We start from the raw sequence: 18,246 nt of genomic DNA, 5'->3' as shown, positions 1-18,246 counted from the left end.
GTTTCCAATTACCGCATTGACGTTTCTCAACCGGTAACGGTTGTCTTTTGCCGGCGTTGCCGCCAGCCTGAGCCAGATGTGGGAAGCAGGTTGCGGGTGCGAAAGAGGCAACTTCACAATTTCGTGCGCGCGGGAGCGGGCTTGGCGCTGGCAGGCCGAATCCCTTAAGTAGCGGCATGACAGCCAACCATACCGCCGAGATCACCGGCCTCTACCGCTATCCCATCAAGGGCCTGACGCCGGAACGCCTCTCGCACGTTCCTTTGCGGGTCGGTCAGACCCTGCCGGCCGACCGCCGCTACGCCATCGAGAACGGCCCGAGCGGGTTCAACCCCGAGGCGCCCGAATGGAAGCCGAAAATCCAGTTTCTGATGCTGGCGCGCAATGAGCGGCTGGCCGAGCTCGTCAGCCGGTTCGACGACGAAACCAACGTGCTGACCATCCGCAAGAACGGACAGATCGTCGCCAGCGGCGATCTCGAGACCGCCGCCGGGCGCGCCGCCATCGAGGCCTATTTCACGGAGAACTTTCAGCCCGAGTTGAAGGGCCCGCCCAAAATTCTCTCCGGCCGCGACCACAGCTTCTCCGACGTCGCCCGCAAGGTCGTCTCCATCATCAATCTGAACAGCGTCCGCGCCATCGAGACCATGCTCGGCGGCGTCGCCGTGCACCCGCTGCGCTTCCGCGCCAATCTCTACGTGAAAGGCTGGCCGGCCTGGTCGGAGCTCGACCTCGTCGGCCAGACGCTCGCGATCGGACAGGCCCGGCTGAAGGTGATCAAGCGCATCGTCCGCTGCCCGGGCCACCAATGTCGACCCCGAGACCGCCAAGCGCGATCTCGAAATTCCGCCCACGCTCTCGCGCCGTCTCGGCCATATGGACTGCGGCATCTATGCCGAGGTGATCGCCGACGGTGACGTCGGCGTCGGCGATGTGGTGGCGGTGGAAGAGCCGAAGCTCATCTAAGCTGCCGTAGGGTGGGCAAAGGCGCTCTTGCGCCGTGCCCACCATCTCGCCGGGCGGAGGGAAGTGGTGGGCACGCTTCGCTTTGCCCACCCTACGAGATCGTCGCTACAGCTCACCGTCAGTTCGGCATCACATACGCATAGATCTTGCCGCGCGAGACCGGGGCTTCGCGGACGCGGTTGCCGTTGTTGCCGGAGATCATGATCGGATTACCCTGCGCGTCGATGCCGGTGATGATGCCGACATGACCGCCGCGGCGGCCGCGCGACATCACGGCGATGGCACCGACCTGCGGACCGGACACACGCGTGCCGTAGCGCGCGAACGAGCTCGCCATGTCGGAGCCGGTGCCTCGATGGCCGGTATGCTCCAGCACCATGTTCATGAACCGCGCGCACCACAGGCGACCGCGGCCGGTCGGATTGCCGCCGATATAGCGGCGCGCCTCGGAGACGAGACCCGATCCTCCGCTGAAGCCTCCGTTCATGCCGGCACCGCTGGCATTGGCATTCGGATCATAGCTCGCCTGGGTGTCGGCGAAGCCGCTTGCCTGCAATTGCGCCGCGCTGCGCTCGAAGCGCGAACTGCGGGAATGATGGCCATGGTGACGGTGGTGATGATGTCTGGCGTGATGCACGTAACCGTGCCGCTCTGCGCTATGACGATGATACGGCCGTGCCGAGGCCGGAGAAACGAACACGGCGAACGCCGCGAAGAACAGCGCCAGCGCGACAACACAACGCGACAGGCGAGACGCAAACAACTCGAACATTCTTCATCCTTCTTGACACCCCCACTTCCCGCCTGCCCGTGCAATGGCCGACATCCGTTTGGCCGTTAAGCCGCCCGATGTGGCGAGAAAAAAGACGCAACGCCCGCGAATGGCTGCAATGATTTTGTGTCCGTGCTCGGCGCTGCTGCCGCATTGCCGACAACAGAATTAACTGCGATCCTCGAACACGGCTTGAAACAGAGGGAAACGGTTAATGCCCCACGCCACGACCAGGGACGGCGTCCGCATCTATTTCGAGGAGGCGGGCCAGGGAACGCCGATAATTTTTCTGCACGAGTTCGCGGCCGACTACACCAATTGGGAGCCGCAGATGCGCTACTTCTCGCGTGGCCATCGTTGCATCACATATTCAGCGCGCGGCTACACGCCATCGGACGTGCCTGACGGCGAGGTCTACACCTACACGCACTTCTACACCGATGCGCTTTCCGTGCTCGATCATCTCGGCATCGAGCGCGCGCATCTCGTCGGTCTTTCGATGGGCGCCTATTCCTCGTTGCAGATCGGGTTGAACGCGCCGCAGCGCGCACTGTCGATGACGCTCGCCGGCGTCGGCTCCGGCTCGGAGCTCGAGAACCTGGAGGCCTGGCGCACGCAGTGCCGCGCCAATGCCGAGCAGTTCGAGACGCTGGGCTCCGCCGAGGTCGCAAAAGTCACGCGCGAGGCGCCGAGCCGGATTCCGTTCCTGGTGAAGGATCCACGCGGGCATGCCGATTTCTACGCCGCACTGGCGCGGCACGATGCCAAGGGATCGGCGCGCACCATGCGCGGATTCCAGGGCGGCCGTCCCTCGATCTACACGATGACGGACGCGATCAGAGGCGTGGCAACACCCGCGCTGATCATCTGCGGCGACGAGGACGAGCCGTGCGTGGGCGCCAGCCTGTTCCTGAAGAAGCACCTGCCCGCGGCGGGGCTCGCGATGTTTCCGAAGTCCGGCCACGTGCTGAACCTGGAGGAGCCCGCGCTGTTCAATGAGAATGTCGAGCGGTTCGTGACGCTGGTGGAAGCAGGACGTTGGCCGGTGCGGGACCCGCGGTCGCTGGCTCCCCACTAGCTGTCATTCCGCGATGCGCCGAAGGCGCAGGCCCGGAATCCATCGGCTGCAGGCGCTGTTGGACGATGGATTCCGGGCTCGATGCTTCGCATCGCCCCCGAATGACGGAGAGAGGGCTATTTCCCCCCGCCGCGGCTGAGCAAGAACACCGCCTGCTCGCCGAACATGTTCCACACCCACCAGGGCAGGTTCAGCGGCACCGGGCGGCCGTAGAGATCGAGCGCGACCGAGCGCTCCATCTTGACGTTGATCTCGTCGCAGAGCTGCACGAAATCCTTGATGGTGCAGAAATGGATGTTGGCGGTGTCGTACCAGGTTGCCGGCAGATTCTCCGTGCGCGGCATGTGGCCGCCGATCAGGAGCTGGAGCCGCATCTTCCAGAACCCGAAATTCGGGAACGAGACGATGGCGCGGCGGCCGATGCGCAGCAGGTTCTCCAGCACGACCTTCGGCTGCCGCGTCGCCTGCAGCGTCTGCGACAGGATCACGTAGTCGAAGGCATCGTCGGGATAGTTGACGAGATCGGTGTCGGCATCGCCCTGCACCACCGCAAGCCCCTTGGCGACGCAGCGGTTGACGCCCTCGCGCGACAATTCGATGCCGCGGCCGTCGATGCCGCGGGTCTCCAGCAGCTGCAGCAGATCGCCGTCGCCGCAGCCGACGTCGAGCACCTTCGAGCCCGGCTTGACCATCTCGGCGACCAGCAGATGATCGGCGCGATAATCACCGGACGGCCTGGCCGCAACGCCGTCCAGCGGCAACACTTCCTGCACGGACATCGCTATCGGTCCTCGAGGTTGAGCCCGCGGGCCTTGCCTGCCGATTGCAGGAAGGCCCGGGAGATGTCGAAGAATTCGGGCACGTCGAGCAGGAATGCGTCGTGGCCGCGATCGGTCTCGATCTCGGCGAACGACACCCGGGCGCTCGAGGCATTCAGCGCGTGCACCAGTGCGCGCGATTCCGAGGTCGGAAACAGCCAGTCGCTGGTGAAGGAGACCACGCAGAAGCGGGTTTTGATGTCGGCGAAGGCCTTGGCCAGCACGCCGCCGTGATCGGCGGCGATGTCGAAATAGTCCATCGCCCGCGTCAGATACAGATAGGAATTGGCGTCGAAGCGCTCGACAAAGGACGAGCCCTGGTAACGCAGGTAGCTTTCGACCTGGAAATCGGCGTCGAACGAGAAGGTCGGCAGCTCGCGGTCCTGCATGCGCCGGCCGAATTTGCGGTGCAGCGCCGCATCCGAGAGATAGGTGATGTGCGCCGCCATCCGCGCCACCGCGAGCCCGCGATGCGGATGGATGCCGCGATCGGCATAGCCGCCACCGTGCCAGTCGGGGTCGGCCATCACGGCTTGTCGGCCGAGCTCGTGGAAGGCGATGTTCTGCGCCGAGTGCCGCGTCGCGCAGGCAATCGCCAGCGCGGAGTACACGCGCTGCGGATAGGCCGCGGTCCATTGCAGCACCTGCATGCCGCCCATCGAGCCGCCGACGACGGCAAACAGCGAGTCGATGCCGGAGCCGGTCGATCAGCATCGCCTGCGCGCGCACCATGTCCGGAATGGTGATGACGGGGAAGTCGAGGCCCCAGACCTTGCCGGTGGCGGGATTGATCGACGCCGGCCCGGTCGAACCCATGCAGCCGCCGATCACGTTGGAGCAGATGATGAAGTAGTGCTTGGGATCGATGGGGCGGCCGGGGCCGACCAGCGTCTCCCACCAGCCGGGCTTGCCGGTGACCGGATGGACGTTGGCGACATGCTGGTCGCCGGTCAGCGCATGACAGATCAGCACGGCGTTGGAGCGATCGGCGTTGAGCTCGCCATAGGTCTGGTAGGCGATCTGGAACGGGGAGAGATCGACGCCGCAATCGAGCCGCAGCGGCTGCTCAGTGCCGAAATGCGCAACCAGCGAGCTTGGATGATCCACCTCGTGCGATCGCTCATCGGCGCTGATCGCAGGACTCGGTATCGACTTGACGCTACCCATCTCGGACATCGACCTCGTTTGCGACTGGCTGCTCGACCGCGCCGCTGACATCAGGCCATGAAAAACCCGGCCTGAACGAAAGGTTCGGCCGGGATCGGAAGCGTCCCCGGCCTGTTTAGCGAGTTTTTTAACGTGGCTGCAAGCCGGCCGGCTCAAATGACCACGGAACGGGCAAAAGCTACCGTCTTGGGCGGTTTTCGTCAAGTCGCGGCCCGGATCCGGCCCAAATCGCCTCTGCCGCAACGCCCGCAAAGCACGTCATTTCTCTTTGCTTTCGCCACCACGACTGCCTAATCAGGACATCCCCCATCGGAACGATCGACGACCAGACATGTCCCAACGTCCGCCCGCGCCAGCATCGCTGCAGGAATTACGCAAGGAGATCGACGCGATCGATGAGAGCATGCATCGCCTCCTCATGCAGCGCGGCGAGATCATCGATCGCTTGATCCAGGTGAAGCAGACCCAGGAGGTCGGCTCGGCGTTCCGGCCCGCGCGCGAAGCTTCGATGATGCGCGAGATCGTGCAGCGTCATCGCGGCATCCTGCCGCTCGACACGGTCGAGAGCATCTGGCGCGTCATCATCTCGACGTTCACCTATGTGCAGGCGCCGTTCTCGGTGCATGCCGACGTCTCGGTGAGCGAACCGGCAATGCGGGATTCCGCGCGCTTCCACTTCGGCTTCACGGTGCCTTATGTCGCGCATTTCAGCGCACAGGCCGCGGTCGAGGCGGTGGCAAAATCCAAGGGCGACCTGGCGCTGGTCTCGGCGACCTCGAGCCGCACGCCATGGTGGCTGGAGCTGGAAGCCGACGGCGCACCGAAGATCATCGCACGGATGCCCTTCATCGAGCGCGCCGACCATCCGGCCGCCTTGCCGGTGTTCGCGATCTCGCGCGTCGCCGACAGCGCCCTGGTGACGGAGGTCGAGACTTTCAGCGTGAGCGTCTCGGGATGGAACGCCGAGGTCGCCCGCGCGCTGTCGCCGCTCGCCGAGATCGTGGCGGTGCCCGACACCGCCTTCGACGGCGCGGCGCTCTTGGTCTCGGTCACCGGCGCGACCAGCATCGACAAGGTCAGGGCTGCCCTGATCGAGGCGGGGGCCTCGGTGCGCTCTGTGGCCCTCGTCGGCAGCCACGCAACGCGCTATACGGTGCCCCCGACCGGGCCGAAATCGTAAAATCGCGAGCAGCCCAGCCTATCCGGAGTCCAAGATGTCCCGCCCCGTGCCGAATCCCGGCATTCTCGATATTGCGCCCTACACGCCCGGCAAGAGCCCGGTGCCGGAGCCGGGCCGCAAGGTGTTCAAGCTCTCGGCCAACGAGACGCCGTTCGGCCCCTCGCCCAAGGCGATCGAGGCCTTCAAGCGCGTGGCTGATCATCTGGAAGACTATCCGGAAGGCACCTCGCGCGTGCTGCGCGAGGCGATCGGCCGCTCGTTCGGGCTCGATCCCAACCGCATCATCTGCGGCGCCGGCTCGGACGAGATCCTCAACCTGCTCGCGCACACCTATCTCAGCCAGGGCGACGAGGCGATCTCGACCACGCACGGCTTCCTGGTCTACCCGATCGCGACCATGGCGGTCGGCGCCAGGAACGTCATCGCGCAGGAGACCAACCTGACCGCCGACGTCGACGCCATCCTGAAGGCCGTGACGCCGAAGACGAAGCTGGTCTGGCTCGCCAACCCCAACAACCCGACCGGCACCTATCTGCCGTTCGATGAGGTCAAGCGGCTGCGCGCCGGCCTGCCCTCGCAGGTGCTGTTGGTGCTGGACGCCGCCTATTGCGACTATGTCTCGCGCAACGACTATGAGATGGGGATCGAGCTCGTCGCCACCACCGAGAACACGGTGGTGACGCACACCTTCTCCAAGATCCACGGCCTTGCCGCGCTGCGCATCGGCTGGATGTTCGGGCCCGAGCACGTCATCGACGCGGTCAATCGCATCCGCGGTCCCTTCAACGTGTCGACGCCGGCGATGTATGCCGCGGTCGCCGCGATCGAGGATACCGCGCATCAGGCGATGTCGAAGCAGTTCACCGAGACCTGGCGCAACTGGCTCACCGAGGAGATCGGCAAGCTCGGGCTGAAGGTGTCGCCGAGCGTCGCCAATTTCGTGCTGATCCATTTCCCGACCGACAAGGGCAGGACCGCCGATGACGCCGACGCCTTCCTGACCAAGCGGGGGCTCGTGCTGCGCGGCTTGAAGAATTACGGCCTGCCGCATGCGCTGCGCATGACCATCGGCACCGAGGAGGCCAACCGCCTCGTGGTCGAGGGCTTGCGCGACTTCATGGCGGGCAAATGAGCGCGCAGGCGCACTTCCAGCGCGTCGCGCTGATCGGCTTCGGCCTGATCGGCGGCTCGATCGCCCGCGCTGCGAAGCTCCAGGGGCTTGCCGGTGAAATCGTCACCACTGCGCGCTCGGAGAAGACGCGTGCCCGCGTTGCCGAGCTCGGGATCGTCGACCAGGTCGTGGCGACTAATGCCGAAGCGGTGAAGGACGCCGATCTCGTCATCCTCTGCATTCCCGTCGGCGCCTGCGGACCCGTGGCGCAGGAGATCGCGCCGCATCTCAAGCCGGGTGCGATCGTCTCCGACGTCGGCTCGGTCAAGGGCGCGGTGGTCAGGGACATGGCGCCGCATCTGCCGAGCGGCATTCATTTCGTGCCGGCGCATCCGGTGGCGGGCACCGAGCATTCCGGCCCGGATTCCGGCTTTGCCGAGCTCTTCATCAACCGCTGGTGCATCCTGACCCCGCCTGATGGCACCGACGTAGCGGCCACCGATCACCTGCGCGCGTTCTGGGCGGCGATGGGCGCCAAGGTCGAGGTGATGACGCCGGATCATCACGACCTCGTGCTCGCCATCACCAGCCACCTGCCGCATCTGATCGCCTACACCATCGTCGGCACCGCCGACGAATTGGCGCAGGTGACGGAATCCGAGGTGATCAAATTCTCCGCCGGCGGTTTTCGCGATTTCACCCGCATCGCGGCCTCCGACCCGACGATGTGGCGCGACGTCTTTCTCGCCAACAAGGAGGCCGTGCTGGAGATGCTCGGCACCTTCACCGAGGATCTCGCAAAGCTCACCCGCGCGATCCGCCGCGGCGACGGGGAGGCGCTGTTCGACCACTTCACCCGCACCCGCGCCATCCGCCGTGGCATCGTCGAGATCGGCCAGGATTCCGCTGCGCCCGATTTCGGCCGGCCGCATGCGGCGCTGAAGAAGCCGTGAGCCTGTAGCCCGGACAATGCTGCGTAGCCCGGATGGAGCGCAAGCGTAATCCGGGACAGTGCCAGCTGTGATCAAGAACCCCGGATTGCGCTACGCTCCATCCGGGCTACGGGAGCCAACTAGTATAGCGGCGGGATCTGGCCGACCTTGACCGGGCCGAGCAGCACGGCACCGTCGACGAATTTCAGCGGGAAGCTCCGCGCTTTCTTGCCTTCCAGCGTGCTCTCGGTACCGATCGAATTGATGCCGGCGGCAACGCCCGCATTGGCGTTCTGCTTGATGACCTTGCCGAGGCCCGGCACGGCGCGGTCTAGCGCGCCGAACAGATTGTTGAGGTCCTGCGACTTCACGCCGGGCGCGAGGCGATCGAGCGTTGCCTGCGGCACGCCCTCCTCCAGCATCTTCTCGATGCCGAGCGCCGGGATCACGCGCTCGAGGCCGGTCACCGTCATCTGCAACTCGCCGTCGAGCCGGCCGTTGGGCGACAGGCCGAGCGTGCCGGCCGCGACCGCGATCATCTCGCCCTGCTGAATGCGCGACTGCACGATCTCGATGTGACCGCCGGCGGCCTGGATCTCGCGGAAGCGCTGCGGCCACGGTTTGGGCGTGAGGTCGGAAAGGCCGGTGATCTTGGCGCGGGTGTCCGCCTCGAACGGCTCGGCAAGCAGCGGATGCACGCCCTGAATGCTGCCCTGCGCGACATGCAGCACGGTCTCGATCACGGGACGATCCGGCGATGATCCGTCGGCAAGGCGCCCGTGCAGTTCGATCTGCTTGGCACGCGCCAGCGGCACCTGCACGCTGCCGTCGAGACGGTTGAGGGTGGGATCGTCGAACACGATGGAAGCGCGGTCCGGCACAGCCGGCAGACCCGCCACACTGGCGCGGCCCTTGCTCCAATTCACGGAGAAGGTGTTTTGCGTAATTCCGTCGATCAGCGTGGCGGGCGCTGCGAATTCGGCGATGATGCGCTTGGGGTCGTAGACTTGGGCCACGACCAGGATGTTGTCGAGCTTGGCCGTGAACGGCGTCTTGCTCGCGTTCTGCGAGACCAAGGCGACGCTGGCGCCGGAGCACTGGACCTCGAAGCGGAACGGGAAGCCGGCGATCGAGCGCTTGGCACAATCATAGATGCGGCCGGCCTTGGCCTCCTGCGCCCGCCAGGCGTCGGCGACGATTTCGGCCTGCCAAGCCGCATAGAACCAGAAGCAGGTCCAGCCGACGGCGAGGACCAGGACGAGAACGGGGGCGATGAAAAGGCCCCAGCGGGAGCGGCGGCCAGTGGCAACGGTCATATTGGACATGCGGCGACCCTTTGACGCCAGATTCAGGCAAATGTAAGCGGGGCGGGCCTGCGACGAAAGGCGCAGAAATCGCTTCGCTTGGGCGCAGGGTTCTGGTAGCCGTCCCCGAAATGTCCGAAATCACCCTCCCCTCCGTCACCACAGCCAAGGACGACCTCTGGGTGTTCGGCTACGGCTCGCTGATGTGGCGGCCGGGCTTCGATTTCGAGGAGCGCGTCCCGGCGCGGCTGGTCGGCGAGCATCGCGCGCTCTGCGTCTATTCCTTCGTGCATCGCGGCACGCCGGAGAAGCCGGGCCTGGTGCTCGGACTCGACCGCGGCGGCGCCTGCCGCGGCATCGCCTTCCGCGTCGCCGAGAAGAACCGTGCCGAAGTGGTCGCATATTTGCGCGCACGCGAGCAGGTCACCTCGGTCTATCGCGAGGTGATGCGCTCGGTGTGGCTGGAGAACGACGCGCGCCAGCGCGTCGCCGCGCTCGCCTACGTCGTCGACCGCGGCCATGTGCAATATGCCGGCCGCCTCTCGCTTGCCGAACAGCACCGCCACGTGGTGCAGGGCCACGGCCAGTCCGGCGCCAACCGCGACTACGTCACCGCGACGGTGAAGGCGATCGAGGCCGAAGGCTTTCGCGACAGGCAGCTGCATCAGCTTGCCTTGATGCTGCATGGTGATGCGCATTCGCTGCACGCGGCGGATCGGGACGAAGATCGCGAAAGCCGCTAACCCGTCGGCGCGTAGCTCGGCGCCGAGCCGATCAATTGCTCCTGCTCTTTTCGCCCCGCTTCGACGAGGCGGGCGGTCGCGTCCTCGATCGCCGTTTGCACGCGCGCGAGAAATTCGTCCTTCGGTAGTCCCGGTGGCAGCGGTTCGAGAAACTCCACCACCAGCGTGCCCGGATAGCGCATGAAGGTGCGGCGCGGCCAGAACAGGCCGGAATTGAGCGCCACCGGCAGGCACAGCACGCCGCAGGAGGAATAGATCTGCGCGAAGCCGGTCTTGTAGTCGGGCGGCGCGCCTGGCGCGCGGCGCGTGCCTTCCGGAAAGATCACGAGCTGCTTTCCACTGCGCACCGCCTCGCGCGCGCGCCGCGTCATGTCGAGCAGCGCCTTCACGCCGGCATTGCGGTCGATCGCGATCATCCCGGTCTTGACCAGGAACTGGCCGAACACCGGGATCTGCATGAGCTGGCGCTTGAGGATGAAGATTGGCCGGTTGAAGAAGCCCGGCAGCACGAAGGTCTCCCAGAACGACTGATGCTTGGCCACGATCAGCAGCGGTCCTGTCGGGATCTTCTCCACCCCGCGGAATTCCACCTTGATGTTGCAGACCACGCGCATCAGGACCAGCGTGGCCTTGGCCCACCATTGCGCCACCGTCAGCATGGCGCGCGGCGGCAATGCAAAGGTCGGCAGCGCAACGATCGCCAGACAGACCAGCACGGCGTAGAACAGCACGTTGAACACGAGCGATCGCAGGAAAATCAGGAACATCGATGGTCCGATCAATTGGCCTGCGCGGTGGCGGGCCGCTTCGGTTGCTGACCTGCAGGCTGCTCCGACATCTCGGGCCAAAGGTCAATCCCGAAATCCTCCAGTCGCACCCTGAGCTCGGCCGCAACGTACTTGACGTATTCGGACAGGAGCAGCCGCAGCGTCGAGCCCGAGATCCACCACGGCTCCTCGCGCCATTTTTCGCCGACCACCGCGAACGGGATCAGCGTCGTCCGCGGCATCGCATGCGAGAATTCCACCAGCGCGCGCGGCATGTGATAGTTCGAGGTGACCACGATCAGAGACGTAAATCGGCGTCCCTCGGCCCAGCGCCGCGCCTCCGCTGCGTTGCCGCGGGTCGTGAGCGCGGTGCGGTCGAGGTCGACGCAGCAGGTCATGAAGGACTGATTCTCCGGCAAGGTGCGGGAGATGTCGTTCGCCGTCGAGGTCGGATGCACGCCGGAAATCAGGAGCCGCCTGCCGTAGCCGGCAGCCAGCAGCTCCATCGCGTCCGATACCCGCGAGGAGCCGCCGGTCAGCACCACGATGCCGTCCGCCTTGCGATCGGGTACCTTCTCAGCCCCGCGCAATTGCGCCAGGAACGCAATGAAGCCCGCTGCCGCGCCGACGAAGGCGAGCGCGATCGTCGACACGATTGCCGCGCGCAGCCAGCCGCGCGGCAGTTTCGGCGATCGATCGTCGGTCGGCGAGCTCATGCGATGTCGGTGATCCCTTACCTGAGCGATTTTAGGATGTTTTGAGGCGAAGTGGAGTCCGGTTTCTCAACCCTAGTCGACGTCGTTCAGCGTCGCGAACAGCGTTTGGCGCGAGGCGACTGCGGTAATGGCGCCGATCAGGACGGCCTGAACCGCGAGCACGATGTAGCCGGAGGGGCGCAGCGAGAAGGTGCCGAGCAGCGCGGCGAACTGGTCGCCGACGGGGGTGCCGGAAAACCAGCCTGCGATGGACTCGGAGAAGCCGAACATCAGCATGGCGGCGCCGCCGCCGATCACGCCGCCCTCCAGGCCCAGCCTGAGGAAATGACGCAGGAAGTGATTGGCGATGTAGCGGTCGCCGGCGCCGACGAAATGCAGGACTTCGACGATCGGACGGTTCGCCGCCATTGCGCCGCGCGTCGCGAACGACACCGAGATGATGGTTGCGACGATGACGAGCGCGAGGATGCCGAGGCCGGCCAGCACGGTGGCGTTCGTCATCAGGCGCATGCGCTCGATCCAGGCGCGGTGATCGTCGACGCTGGCGCTAGGGGCGACCTGCGCCACGCGCGCGCGCAAGGCGCCGAGATCGAGCGGCGTGCCCGGCTGCACGCGCGCGATGATCATGCGCGGCACCGGCAGATCGTCCATCGACAGGCCGGTGCCGAGCCAGGGCTCGAGCAGCTTGCCGCTCTCGTCCCTGGTGAACGGCTTGACCTCGACGATGCCGGCTTGCGTGCGCATCGCTTCCGCCACGGCTGCGGTGTCGCGCTCGAGATCGCGGCCGGCCTGCGGGCGAACCTGGATGGTGATTTCGCTCGCGACGTCCGACTGCCATTCGGCCGCGGAGGCACTCACCAGCAGCACCGTGCCCGTGGCCATCGAGGCGAGGAAGGTCATGATGGCGACCACCGCAAGGAGCGCTCTGCCGTGGATCGAGGCGCGCGGCACGATCGGCGACATGTTGCGCGCCTTGGCCGGAAGCTGCGGACGCTCCTGCCCGAGGTCGACCAGCACGCCGCGCTCGTCCAGCCTACTCATAGACGTGCAGCCGTCCCTGGTGCAGCACCAGCCGCCGTGCTTCGTACTGGTCCATCAGCCCGATGTCGTGGGTGGCGATGATGACGGCGGTGCCTGATTTGTTGAGCTCGATGAAGAGTCGCAGCAGGCGGCGGCCGAGCGTCGGATCGACGCTGCCGGTCGGCTCGTCCGCGAGCAGCAGCTGCGGCCGCGAGATCACGGCGCGCGCGATCGCGGCACGCTGCTTCTCGCCGCCCGACAGAATCGGCGGCAGCGCGTCCATGCGATCGCCGAGGCCGACCCAGCGCAGCAGGTCGATCACCTCCTTGCGGTAGCTCGATTCGCTGCGGCCCATAACGCGGAACGGCAGCGCGACGTTCTCATAGGTCGTCATGTGATCGAGCAGGCGGAAATCCTGGAGCACGATGCCGATGCGCTTGCGCAGGTCTGCTATCTCGTCCTTGCCGAGTTGCGAGATGTCGTGGCCGAACAGGTTAACGAGGCCCCGCGTCGGTCGATGCGACAGGAACAACAGGCGCAGCAGGGACGTCTTGCCGGCACCTGACGGCCCGGTGAGAAACTGGAAGGAATGCGCGGGAATCTGGAAGGTGAGGTCGCGCAAAATCTCCGGCCCCAGACCGTAACGCAATCCGACATTTTCGAACCGAACCAAGCTCAGCTCCGTTCGAGAGGGGGCGCGGGCCGCATTGCGGCGCTCCGCCATACGCGATCAACGGGTTTTGCCGCCGTTATGGTTTCCGGTTCGTTAACGGTCGCCCAGTAGCATAAGGGGCGCCCGGTCTCCGCGACCGTGGCATCGTCAAGACCCGTCCAAGACCTCCGTTCAAGACCTTCGTTCATGCATCAAGGCTCGTCCATGCATATCGTCTGCCCCCATTGTATGACATCCTACGCCATCAAGCTCGCGAGCCTTGGGGCGAACGGGCGGGCGGTCCGCTGCTCCCGCTGCAAGGAGACCTGGATCGCCCACGCCGAGGATGCCATCGAGGAGGCGTCCGTTCCGGCCATGGCCGCGGCCAGCCGAGCCGACGACCAGTCCGACCTCGCCGAGCAATGGAACTCCTATGCCAAGGACGACGGCGCCACTGATGCGCCCGTCGTCGATAGCCCATCGATCGCCAGCGACTGGCCGGACGAGCAGGCCCGCGAGACCGAGGACGAATGGTCGGCAGCGGCCCGGCAGGCCGAAGAGGAGGCCGTCGGCGCGCAGCACCAGTCCTGGTTCCGCAGCCTATTCCCTCGCCGCGGCGCGCGGGTGAGCCGCCCGGTCGCCACCACAGCTCCGCGCAAACCCTATCTTGGCCTGCCCACCGCCTGCGCCGCGATGGGCGCGCTGGTGCTGGCACTGGTGCTCTGGCGCGGCGACGTGGTGCGGCTGCTGCCGCAGACGGCAGCGTTCTACAAGATGGTCGGACTCGAGGTGAACTTGCGGGGTCTCGCCTTCAAGGACGTCAAGCTCTCCAGCGAGACTGTGGACGGTAAGCAGGTGTTGGTGATCGAGGGTGTGATCGTCGGCGAGGGTAAGAAGCCGCTCGACATTCCGCGACTGCGTTTTGCCGTGCGCGACGCCCAGGGCGCGGAGATCTATGCCTGGAATGCGGTGCTGGAGCAGACCGTGCTGCGGCCCGGTGAGCGCGCCTTCTTCCGCTCGCGCCTGGCCTCGCCGCCGCCGGAGGGCCGCAACATCGACGTTCGTTTCTTCAACCGGCGCGACATTGCCGGCGGCAGCATATAATCGCCCCCCAGGGGAGGTTGATACCAAGGTTCGTCTCATGCCGAAGATCTTGATCGCCGACGACGAGGATTCGATGCGCACGCTGGTGGCGCGCGCCATCGCCATGGACGGCCACGAGACCGTCACCGCCCAGGACGGTGCCGAGGCGCTGGAGATCCTGACCCGCGAGGATGGCGCCTTCGATCTGTTGCTCACCGACATCCAGATGCCGGTGATGGACGGCATCGCCCTGGCGCTCTCCGCCGCGCGCGATTTCCCCGACCTGACGATCTTGCTGATGACCGGCTTTGCCGACCAGCGCGAGCGCGCCTCGAACCTGAACGCGCTGGTGCATGACGTCGTGACCAAGCCGTTCTCGGTCGCGGATATCCGCACGGCGGTCGCCGATGCGCTGGCGGCGAAGAAGACCTAGCGTCGGCGACTGCCCCACATTCCGCTGTCATGCCCCGGTTTGATCGGGGCATCCAGGACGCCGCGGCTTCTCGATTGAATCACAACTGGCTCGGAGTACTGGATCGTCCGGCCAAGCCGGGCGATGACACCGAGTGTGCCGCTAAAACTCCTTCAGCAGCCGCTCGAGATAATCGAGCTCGATCTGCGGCCGCGAAGGATCGCCGAGACGGCGGCGGAGCTCTTCGAGAATGCGGCGGACACGCTGCGTGTCGATCTCGCCGGGGATCTTGACCGTATAATCGTCGCCATATTCGCGCCCATGAAGCGGACGGCCGAGCGGATCGGTCTGGTTGCCGCCGCTCTGCTGCCGGCCAGCACGCTGGCCGGGGCCGTCGCCCTGGCCGTCGCCATCGCCCTGCTGCATCGCCTCGGCCATCTTCTGCGCACCCTTGCGCATGGCGTCGAGTGCCTTGCCCTGCGAGTCCACGGCGCCGTCGGCATTGCCCTCGCCGAGCTTTGATCCGGCATCGCCCATGGCACCGTCGGCTGCGTCCAGACTGCCGTCATCGCCCTGGTCGCCGTCCTGATCGCCGTTCTGGCCGGGCTGGCCCTGCTCGCCTTGCTGACCCTTCTGGCCCTTCTGTGCCTGCTGACCCTTCTGCCCCTTCTGGGTGAGGCCGCGCTTGGCAAGCTCGTCCTGCAGCTTCTTCAGGCGGTCGCGCAATCCCTGCTGATCCTGCTGCAGCTCCGACATGGACTGATCGCCCTGCTGCTGCTTGCCGCGCGAGCGATCGCGCCGGGAATCCTGGCCCTGCTTGAACGTCTTGTCGCGCAATTGCTGCTGCTTGCGGATCATGTCGCCGAGCTCATTGAGCGCCTGCTCCATGTCGCTCTCGCCGGACTGCCCCGGCTGCGCCATCTGCAGGCCTTCCAGCATCTGCTGGAGCTGGTCGAGCAACTGCTTGGCCGCATCCTTGTCGCCGGAGCGCGACAGGCGCTCCATCCGGTCGATCATGTTCTGCAGATCCTGCTGACGCAGGACCTTGGTGTTCGGATCGAGCGGCCGCGCCAGCTGCTGCGGGTCATTGTTGTTGCGGAACTGCTCGGCGAGCTGGCGCATGAAATCGTTCAGCGCCTGACGCAGATCCTGCGTGAGCTTCTTGATCTCTTCGTCGCTCGCGCCGCGCTCCAGCGCCTGCTTCAGCGCCTCCTGGGCCGCACGCAACGCCTTCTCGACGTCGGAGATTTTGCCGTCCTCGATCGTCACCGCAAGCGCCCACAGGCTCGCCACGACCTCGCGCAAGGCATCGTCGGTACGCGCCGCTTCGAGCTGCCGGGCCACGCTGTGCAGGCCGAGATATTGTCCCGGCTCCGGCGTGAACATCTCGGGCGCTATCATCAGCCCATCGAGCGCGGCATAGACGTCCGAATTCTTGTTGGCGTCGAGCGCGAGGATGCGGCGCTGCTCGATCAATGCACGGGCCAGCGGCTTGGTGAAGAGCCGCTCGGGCAGGCGCATGTTGAACGGCTCGCTTGCGGCCTCGTTGCCGGCCTCGTCCTTGGCCGTGAGTGTCAGCGTGACCTCGGCGCCAGCATAGGGATCCTCGCTGAGATCCTTCACGGATTGCCCGACGCCGTTGCGGGTGCGCGCATTCGGCAGCGCGAGCGGGAATTTCGGCGGCTGGAACAGCGGCCGCGGCGCCGTCCTGCTGTCGCCATCGCCGGCGGCGGCCTTCGGACCATCCTTGAGGCCATCCTTGGCACCATCTTTGGCGTCGGTTGGCCGCGGGGCGAATTTCGCCTCGGCGCCGGTGACGCCGTAATCGTCCTCGATCTTGTAGGAGAGCTGGAGCGCGCCGCGCGCCTGGCGCTCCGGATCCTTGGCGAGCGCGATCGTCGGCGGACGATCCGGCGTGGCGGCGAAGGCCCATTGTGGCTGGCCGGAAGGCGCCCGGACATGCGCGGTGCCGTCACCGGAAATCGCGAAATGCTTTTCGTTGGTCCCCTTGGGACTGGCTTCAGCCGGAGCGACCTCCTTGAGGCCGCCGGAGACGGCGACATCCAGGTTGCCGCCGGAGGAGCGCACGATAAGGGTCGAGCCTGCGGGAACGGCGAGCGGGCCGCTGGCGGGCAGCGCCGCCGCTTCCTTGTTGGCGGCCGACAGGATCACCGGCGGCCTGCCCGTGTAGAGCGGCGGCGTGACCCAAGCATCGACGCGAACATTGGCCGGCGCCAGCACCCCGTTCCAGTCGAAGGCGGCGCCAAGGCGCATCGCACGCTCGTCACCCGCGGCAAAGAAGGTCGCAACCAGCATCACCATCACGAGGGCACGCAGCGCCCAGGGGTCGTGAAGCGCGAGCCGGGGCTGCGGCACACCGGCGCGGATGCGCTTGATGGAGGCGAGCGTCCGCTCGCGCTGCGCCTGCCACAGCGCCTGCGCGACTGGGTCCTGTGAGGTCAGCGTGTCCGTGAGCGTGGTGGCCGGGCGGTGCCGGATGCCGGAGCCACGGTCGAGCCGGGCGAGCGCTTCCTCGCGGCTCGGCCAGCGGAAGCGAATCAGCGGGAACAGGGCGGCCGCCGCGATCACGGCGAAGAGGGCGAGGCCGACGGCCCTGGCCGTGAACGGCAGCGCCAGCCAAAGGCCAGCCCAGGACACCACCAGGAACAGGCCGACGACGGTCAGAAGGCGCGCCGCATTGGGCCAGGCACGCTCCCACGCGATGGCATAAGTCGCCCGATCAAGGGCCTGCGCCAGCTTCAGCCGCGACAGCGCATCGCCGTTGCGGATCGGGTCTGACGGCTCGGGGGTGATGCCGTTCAATCAACTCTCCAGGTTGCCCGGTAGAGCAGAGCCTATCACAACGGCAGCACTGAGGCATCCGTTCCCGTACGGGAGCGCCTCCTTTTCCCGCATAACACGAGGACGTGACTGGCCGGGTGCAACCCCGTAATTTCCGCGCGCCAATCTCGAGGGAAACGAAGGAAACGCCATGGACAAGAAGATGCACGACAAGGGCCTGGAAGTCCGCAAAGCGGTGCTGGGCGAGGCCTATGTCAACAACGCCCTGAAGAACGTCGACGATTTCAACCGCCCGTTCCAGGAGATGCTCAACGAATATTGCTGGGGCATGGTGTGGGGCCGCGAGGAGCTGCCGCGCAAGACCCGCAGCATGCTGAACATCGCCATGATCGCGATCCTCAACCGTCAGCACGAGTTTCGCGCGCATCTGAAGGGCGCGCTGACCAATGGCGTCACCCGCGAGGAGATCCGCGAGATCCTGATGCAGGTCGCGATCTATGGCGGCATGCCCGCCGCGGTCGACAGCTTCCGCATCGCGCGCGAGGTGTTCGCAGAGATCGACGGGAAGGCGTGAGGAGCGGCACCAATCTCCGCCGTCGTCCCGGGGCGCGCGAAGCGCGAGCCCGGGACCCATAGCCACAGGACGATGTGGTTATGGGAACTCTGAATTACCGTTCTGGCGCGAACCACTTCTCCCGGGGGTTATGGGTCCCGGGCTCGCGC

16 protein-coding genes, 2 pseudogenes and 1 riboswitch are annotated in these 18,246 nt (G+C 66.1%); of the genes and pseudogenes, 9 read left to right on the top strand and 9 right to left on the bottom strand.

The genetic code is table 11. The features are described 5' to 3' along the window. Positions 1–176: 176 nt before the first annotated feature. Positions 177–966: pseudogene (locus ABIA45_RS31180) on the top strand (MOSC domain-containing protein). 118 nt (positions 967–1,084) lie between these two features. On the opposite strand, the gene ABIA45_RS31175 reads toward ABIA45_RS31180, so the two are convergent. Next, positions 1,085–1,738 carry a TIGR02594 family protein gene (locus ABIA45_RS31175; RefSeq protein WP_404654707.1) on the bottom strand — a complete coding sequence of 218 codons (654 nt, stop codon included), beginning with the start codon at positions 1,736–1,738 and terminating at the stop codon, positions 1,085–1,087. A 214-nt stretch (positions 1,739–1,952) separates the two neighbouring features. On the opposite strand from ABIA45_RS31175, the gene ABIA45_RS31170 reads away from it, so the two are divergent. Further along, the gene (locus ABIA45_RS31170) at positions 1,953–2,816 is read left to right on the top strand and encodes an alpha/beta fold hydrolase (RefSeq protein WP_404654706.1); all 864 of its coding nucleotides are present in this window, start codon (positions 1,953–1,955) and stop codon (positions 2,814–2,816) included. Between the two features lie 116 nt (positions 2,817–2,932). Here ABIA45_RS31170 and metW read toward each other — a convergent pair whose 3' ends face one another. Together metW and ABIA45_RS31160 are read right to left on the bottom strand one after the other, a co-directional pair. Next, positions 2,933–3,595 (bottom strand): methionine biosynthesis protein MetW, encoded by a 663-nt coding sequence (gene metW, locus ABIA45_RS31165; protein WP_157286836.1) that lies wholly within the window; start codon positions 3,593–3,595, stop codon positions 2,933–2,935. Between the two features lie 2 nt (positions 3,596–3,597). Next, positions 3,598–4,801 (bottom strand): annotated as a pseudogene (locus ABIA45_RS31160) (homoserine O-acetyltransferase). Between the two features lie 94 nt (positions 4,802–4,895). Beyond that, a riboswitch (SAM riboswitch) is annotated at positions 4,896–4,975 on the bottom strand. Positions 4,976–5,132: 157 nt separating this feature from the next. Here ABIA45_RS31160 and ABIA45_RS31155 point away from each other — a divergent pair. From ABIA45_RS31155 to ABIA45_RS31145, 3 genes are read left to right on the top strand one after another with little or no spacing between them, the layout of a single operon-like run. Next, complete coding sequence (locus ABIA45_RS31155; protein ID WP_404654705.1) at positions 5,133–5,981, top strand: chorismate mutase; 849 nt, start codon at positions 5,133–5,135, stop codon at positions 5,979–5,981. 34 nt (positions 5,982–6,015) lie between these two features. After that, positions 6,016–7,113 (top strand): histidinol-phosphate transaminase, encoded by a 1,098-nt coding sequence (hisC, locus tag ABIA45_RS31150; RefSeq protein WP_404654704.1) that lies wholly within the window; start codon positions 6,016–6,018, stop codon positions 7,111–7,113. Next, positions 7,110–8,045: a prephenate/arogenate dehydrogenase family protein gene (locus ABIA45_RS31145; protein WP_404654703.1), complete on the top strand. Its 936-nt coding sequence runs from the start codon at positions 7,110–7,112 to the stop codon at positions 8,043–8,045. Before hisC ends, ABIA45_RS31145 begins: the two co-directional genes overlap by 4 nt. A gap of 119 nt (positions 8,046–8,164) precedes the next feature. On the opposite strand, the gene ABIA45_RS31140 is transcribed toward ABIA45_RS31145, so the two are convergent. Continuing rightward, positions 8,165–9,349 carry a DUF2125 domain-containing protein gene (locus ABIA45_RS31140; protein WP_404654702.1) on the bottom strand — a complete coding sequence of 395 codons (1,185 nt, stop codon included), beginning with the start codon at positions 9,347–9,349 and terminating at the stop codon, positions 8,165–8,167. A gap of 110 nt (positions 9,350–9,459) precedes the next feature. Between ABIA45_RS31140 and ABIA45_RS31135 the strand changes: the two genes are divergently transcribed. Then, on the top strand, positions 9,460–10,071 hold the full coding sequence (locus ABIA45_RS31135) for a gamma-glutamylcyclotransferase (protein WP_404654701.1): 612 nt from the start codon (positions 9,460–9,462) through the stop codon (positions 10,069–10,071). On the opposite strand, the gene ABIA45_RS31130 is transcribed toward ABIA45_RS31135, so the two are convergent. The 4 genes from ABIA45_RS31130 to ftsE all read right to left on the bottom strand — a co-directional run bounded on the left by ABIA45_RS31130 (position 10,068) and on the right by ftsE (position 13,247). Then, complete coding sequence (locus ABIA45_RS31130; RefSeq protein ID WP_271546100.1) at positions 10,068–10,838, bottom strand: 1-acyl-sn-glycerol-3-phosphate acyltransferase; 771 nt, start codon at positions 10,836–10,838, stop codon at positions 10,068–10,070. The two genes, ABIA45_RS31135 and ABIA45_RS31130, sit on opposite strands and share 4 nt — an antisense overlap. A gap of 11 nt (positions 10,839–10,849) precedes the next feature. Next, a complete protein-coding gene (locus ABIA45_RS31125; RefSeq protein ID WP_035996919.1) occupies positions 10,850–11,554 on the bottom strand; it encodes a YdcF family protein in 705 nt (234 codons plus the stop codon). Between the two features lie 72 nt (positions 11,555–11,626). Further along, positions 11,627–12,595 carry an ABC transporter permease gene (locus ABIA45_RS31120; protein ID WP_128265888.1) on the bottom strand — a complete coding sequence of 323 codons (969 nt, stop codon included), beginning with the start codon at positions 12,593–12,595 and terminating at the stop codon, positions 11,627–11,629. Beyond that, positions 12,588–13,247, bottom strand: coding sequence for a cell division ATP-binding protein FtsE (gene ftsE / locus ABIA45_RS31115; protein ID WP_057028593.1), 660 nt, complete (start codon positions 13,245–13,247; stop codon positions 12,588–12,590). The genes ABIA45_RS31120 and ftsE overlap by 8 nt, the downstream gene beginning before the upstream one ends. 204 nt (positions 13,248–13,451) lie before the next feature. Here ftsE and ABIA45_RS31110 point away from each other — a divergent pair, with 204 nt between their 5' ends. Beyond that, positions 13,452–14,330, top strand: coding sequence for an MJ0042-type zinc finger domain-containing protein (locus ABIA45_RS31110; RefSeq protein WP_198399964.1), 879 nt, complete (start codon positions 13,452–13,454; stop codon positions 14,328–14,330). A gap of 37 nt (positions 14,331–14,367) precedes the next feature. Beyond that, positions 14,368–14,742 (top strand): response regulator, encoded by a 375-nt coding sequence (locus ABIA45_RS31105; RefSeq protein WP_018316255.1) that lies wholly within the window; start codon positions 14,368–14,370, stop codon positions 14,740–14,742. A 141-nt stretch (positions 14,743–14,883) separates the two neighbouring features. Here ABIA45_RS31105 and ABIA45_RS31100 read toward each other — a convergent pair whose 3' ends face one another. Beyond that, positions 14,884–17,544: a TIGR02302 family protein gene (locus ABIA45_RS31100; protein ID WP_404654700.1), complete on the bottom strand. Its 2,661-nt coding sequence runs from the start codon at positions 17,542–17,544 to the stop codon at positions 14,884–14,886. 169 nt (positions 17,545–17,713) lie between these two features. Between ABIA45_RS31100 and ABIA45_RS31095 the strand changes: the two genes are divergently transcribed. Beyond that, entirely contained in the window at positions 17,714–18,097 is a 384-nt protein-coding gene (locus ABIA45_RS31095; RefSeq protein ID WP_157286827.1) for a carboxymuconolactone decarboxylase family protein, read from the top strand. Positions 18,098–18,246 lie beyond the last annotated feature (149 nt).

Source organism: Bradyrhizobium sp. USDA 336 (genome assembly GCF_044908355.1).
Taxonomy (GTDB): Bacteria; Pseudomonadota; Alphaproteobacteria; order Rhizobiales; family Xanthobacteraceae; genus Bradyrhizobium; species Bradyrhizobium yuanmingense.
Note: the sequence above shows the minus strand (reverse complement) of the source record. Positions and strands in the feature narration are given on the sequence as shown.

Excerpts from the sequence above, each read along its gene's own strand:
- ABIA45_RS31175 (WP_404654707.1), bottom strand. The coding sequence starts at position 1,738 with ATGTTCGAGTTGTTTGCGTCTCGCCTGTCGCGTTGTGTTGTCGCGCTG.
- ABIA45_RS31170 (WP_404654706.1), top strand. The coding sequence starts at position 1,953 with ATGCCCCACGCCACGACCAGGGACGGCGTCCGCATCTATTTCGAGGAG.
- metW (WP_157286836.1), bottom strand. The coding sequence starts at position 3,595 with ATGTCCGTGCAGGAAGTGTTGCCGCTGGACGGCGTTGCGGCCAGGCCG.
- ABIA45_RS31155 (WP_404654705.1), top strand. The coding sequence starts at position 5,133 with ATGTCCCAACGTCCGCCCGCGCCAGCATCGCTGCAGGAATTACGCAAG.
- hisC (WP_404654704.1), top strand. The coding sequence starts at position 6,016 with ATGTCCCGCCCCGTGCCGAATCCCGGCATTCTCGATATTGCGCCCTAC.
- ABIA45_RS31145 (WP_404654703.1), top strand. The coding sequence starts at position 7,110 with ATGAGCGCGCAGGCGCACTTCCAGCGCGTCGCGCTGATCGGCTTCGGC.
- ABIA45_RS31140 (WP_404654702.1), bottom strand. The coding sequence starts at position 9,349 with ATGTCCAATATGACCGTTGCCACTGGCCGCCGCTCCCGCTGGGGCCTT.
- ABIA45_RS31135 (WP_404654701.1), top strand. The coding sequence starts at position 9,460 with ATGTCCGAAATCACCCTCCCCTCCGTCACCACAGCCAAGGACGACCTC.
- ABIA45_RS31130 (WP_271546100.1), bottom strand. The coding sequence starts at position 10,838 with ATGTTCCTGATTTTCCTGCGATCGCTCGTGTTCAACGTGCTGTTCTAC.
- ABIA45_RS31125 (WP_035996919.1), bottom strand. The coding sequence starts at position 11,554 with ATGAGCTCGCCGACCGACGATCGATCGCCGAAACTGCCGCGCGGCTGG.
- ABIA45_RS31120 (WP_128265888.1), bottom strand. The coding sequence starts at position 12,595 with ATGAGTAGGCTGGACGAGCGCGGCGTGCTGGTCGACCTCGGGCAGGAG.
- ABIA45_RS31110 (WP_198399964.1), top strand. The coding sequence starts at position 13,452 with ATGCATATCGTCTGCCCCCATTGTATGACATCCTACGCCATCAAGCTC.
- ABIA45_RS31105 (WP_018316255.1), top strand. The coding sequence starts at position 14,368 with ATGCCGAAGATCTTGATCGCCGACGACGAGGATTCGATGCGCACGCTG.
- ABIA45_RS31095 (WP_157286827.1), top strand. The coding sequence starts at position 17,714 with ATGGACAAGAAGATGCACGACAAGGGCCTGGAAGTCCGCAAAGCGGTG.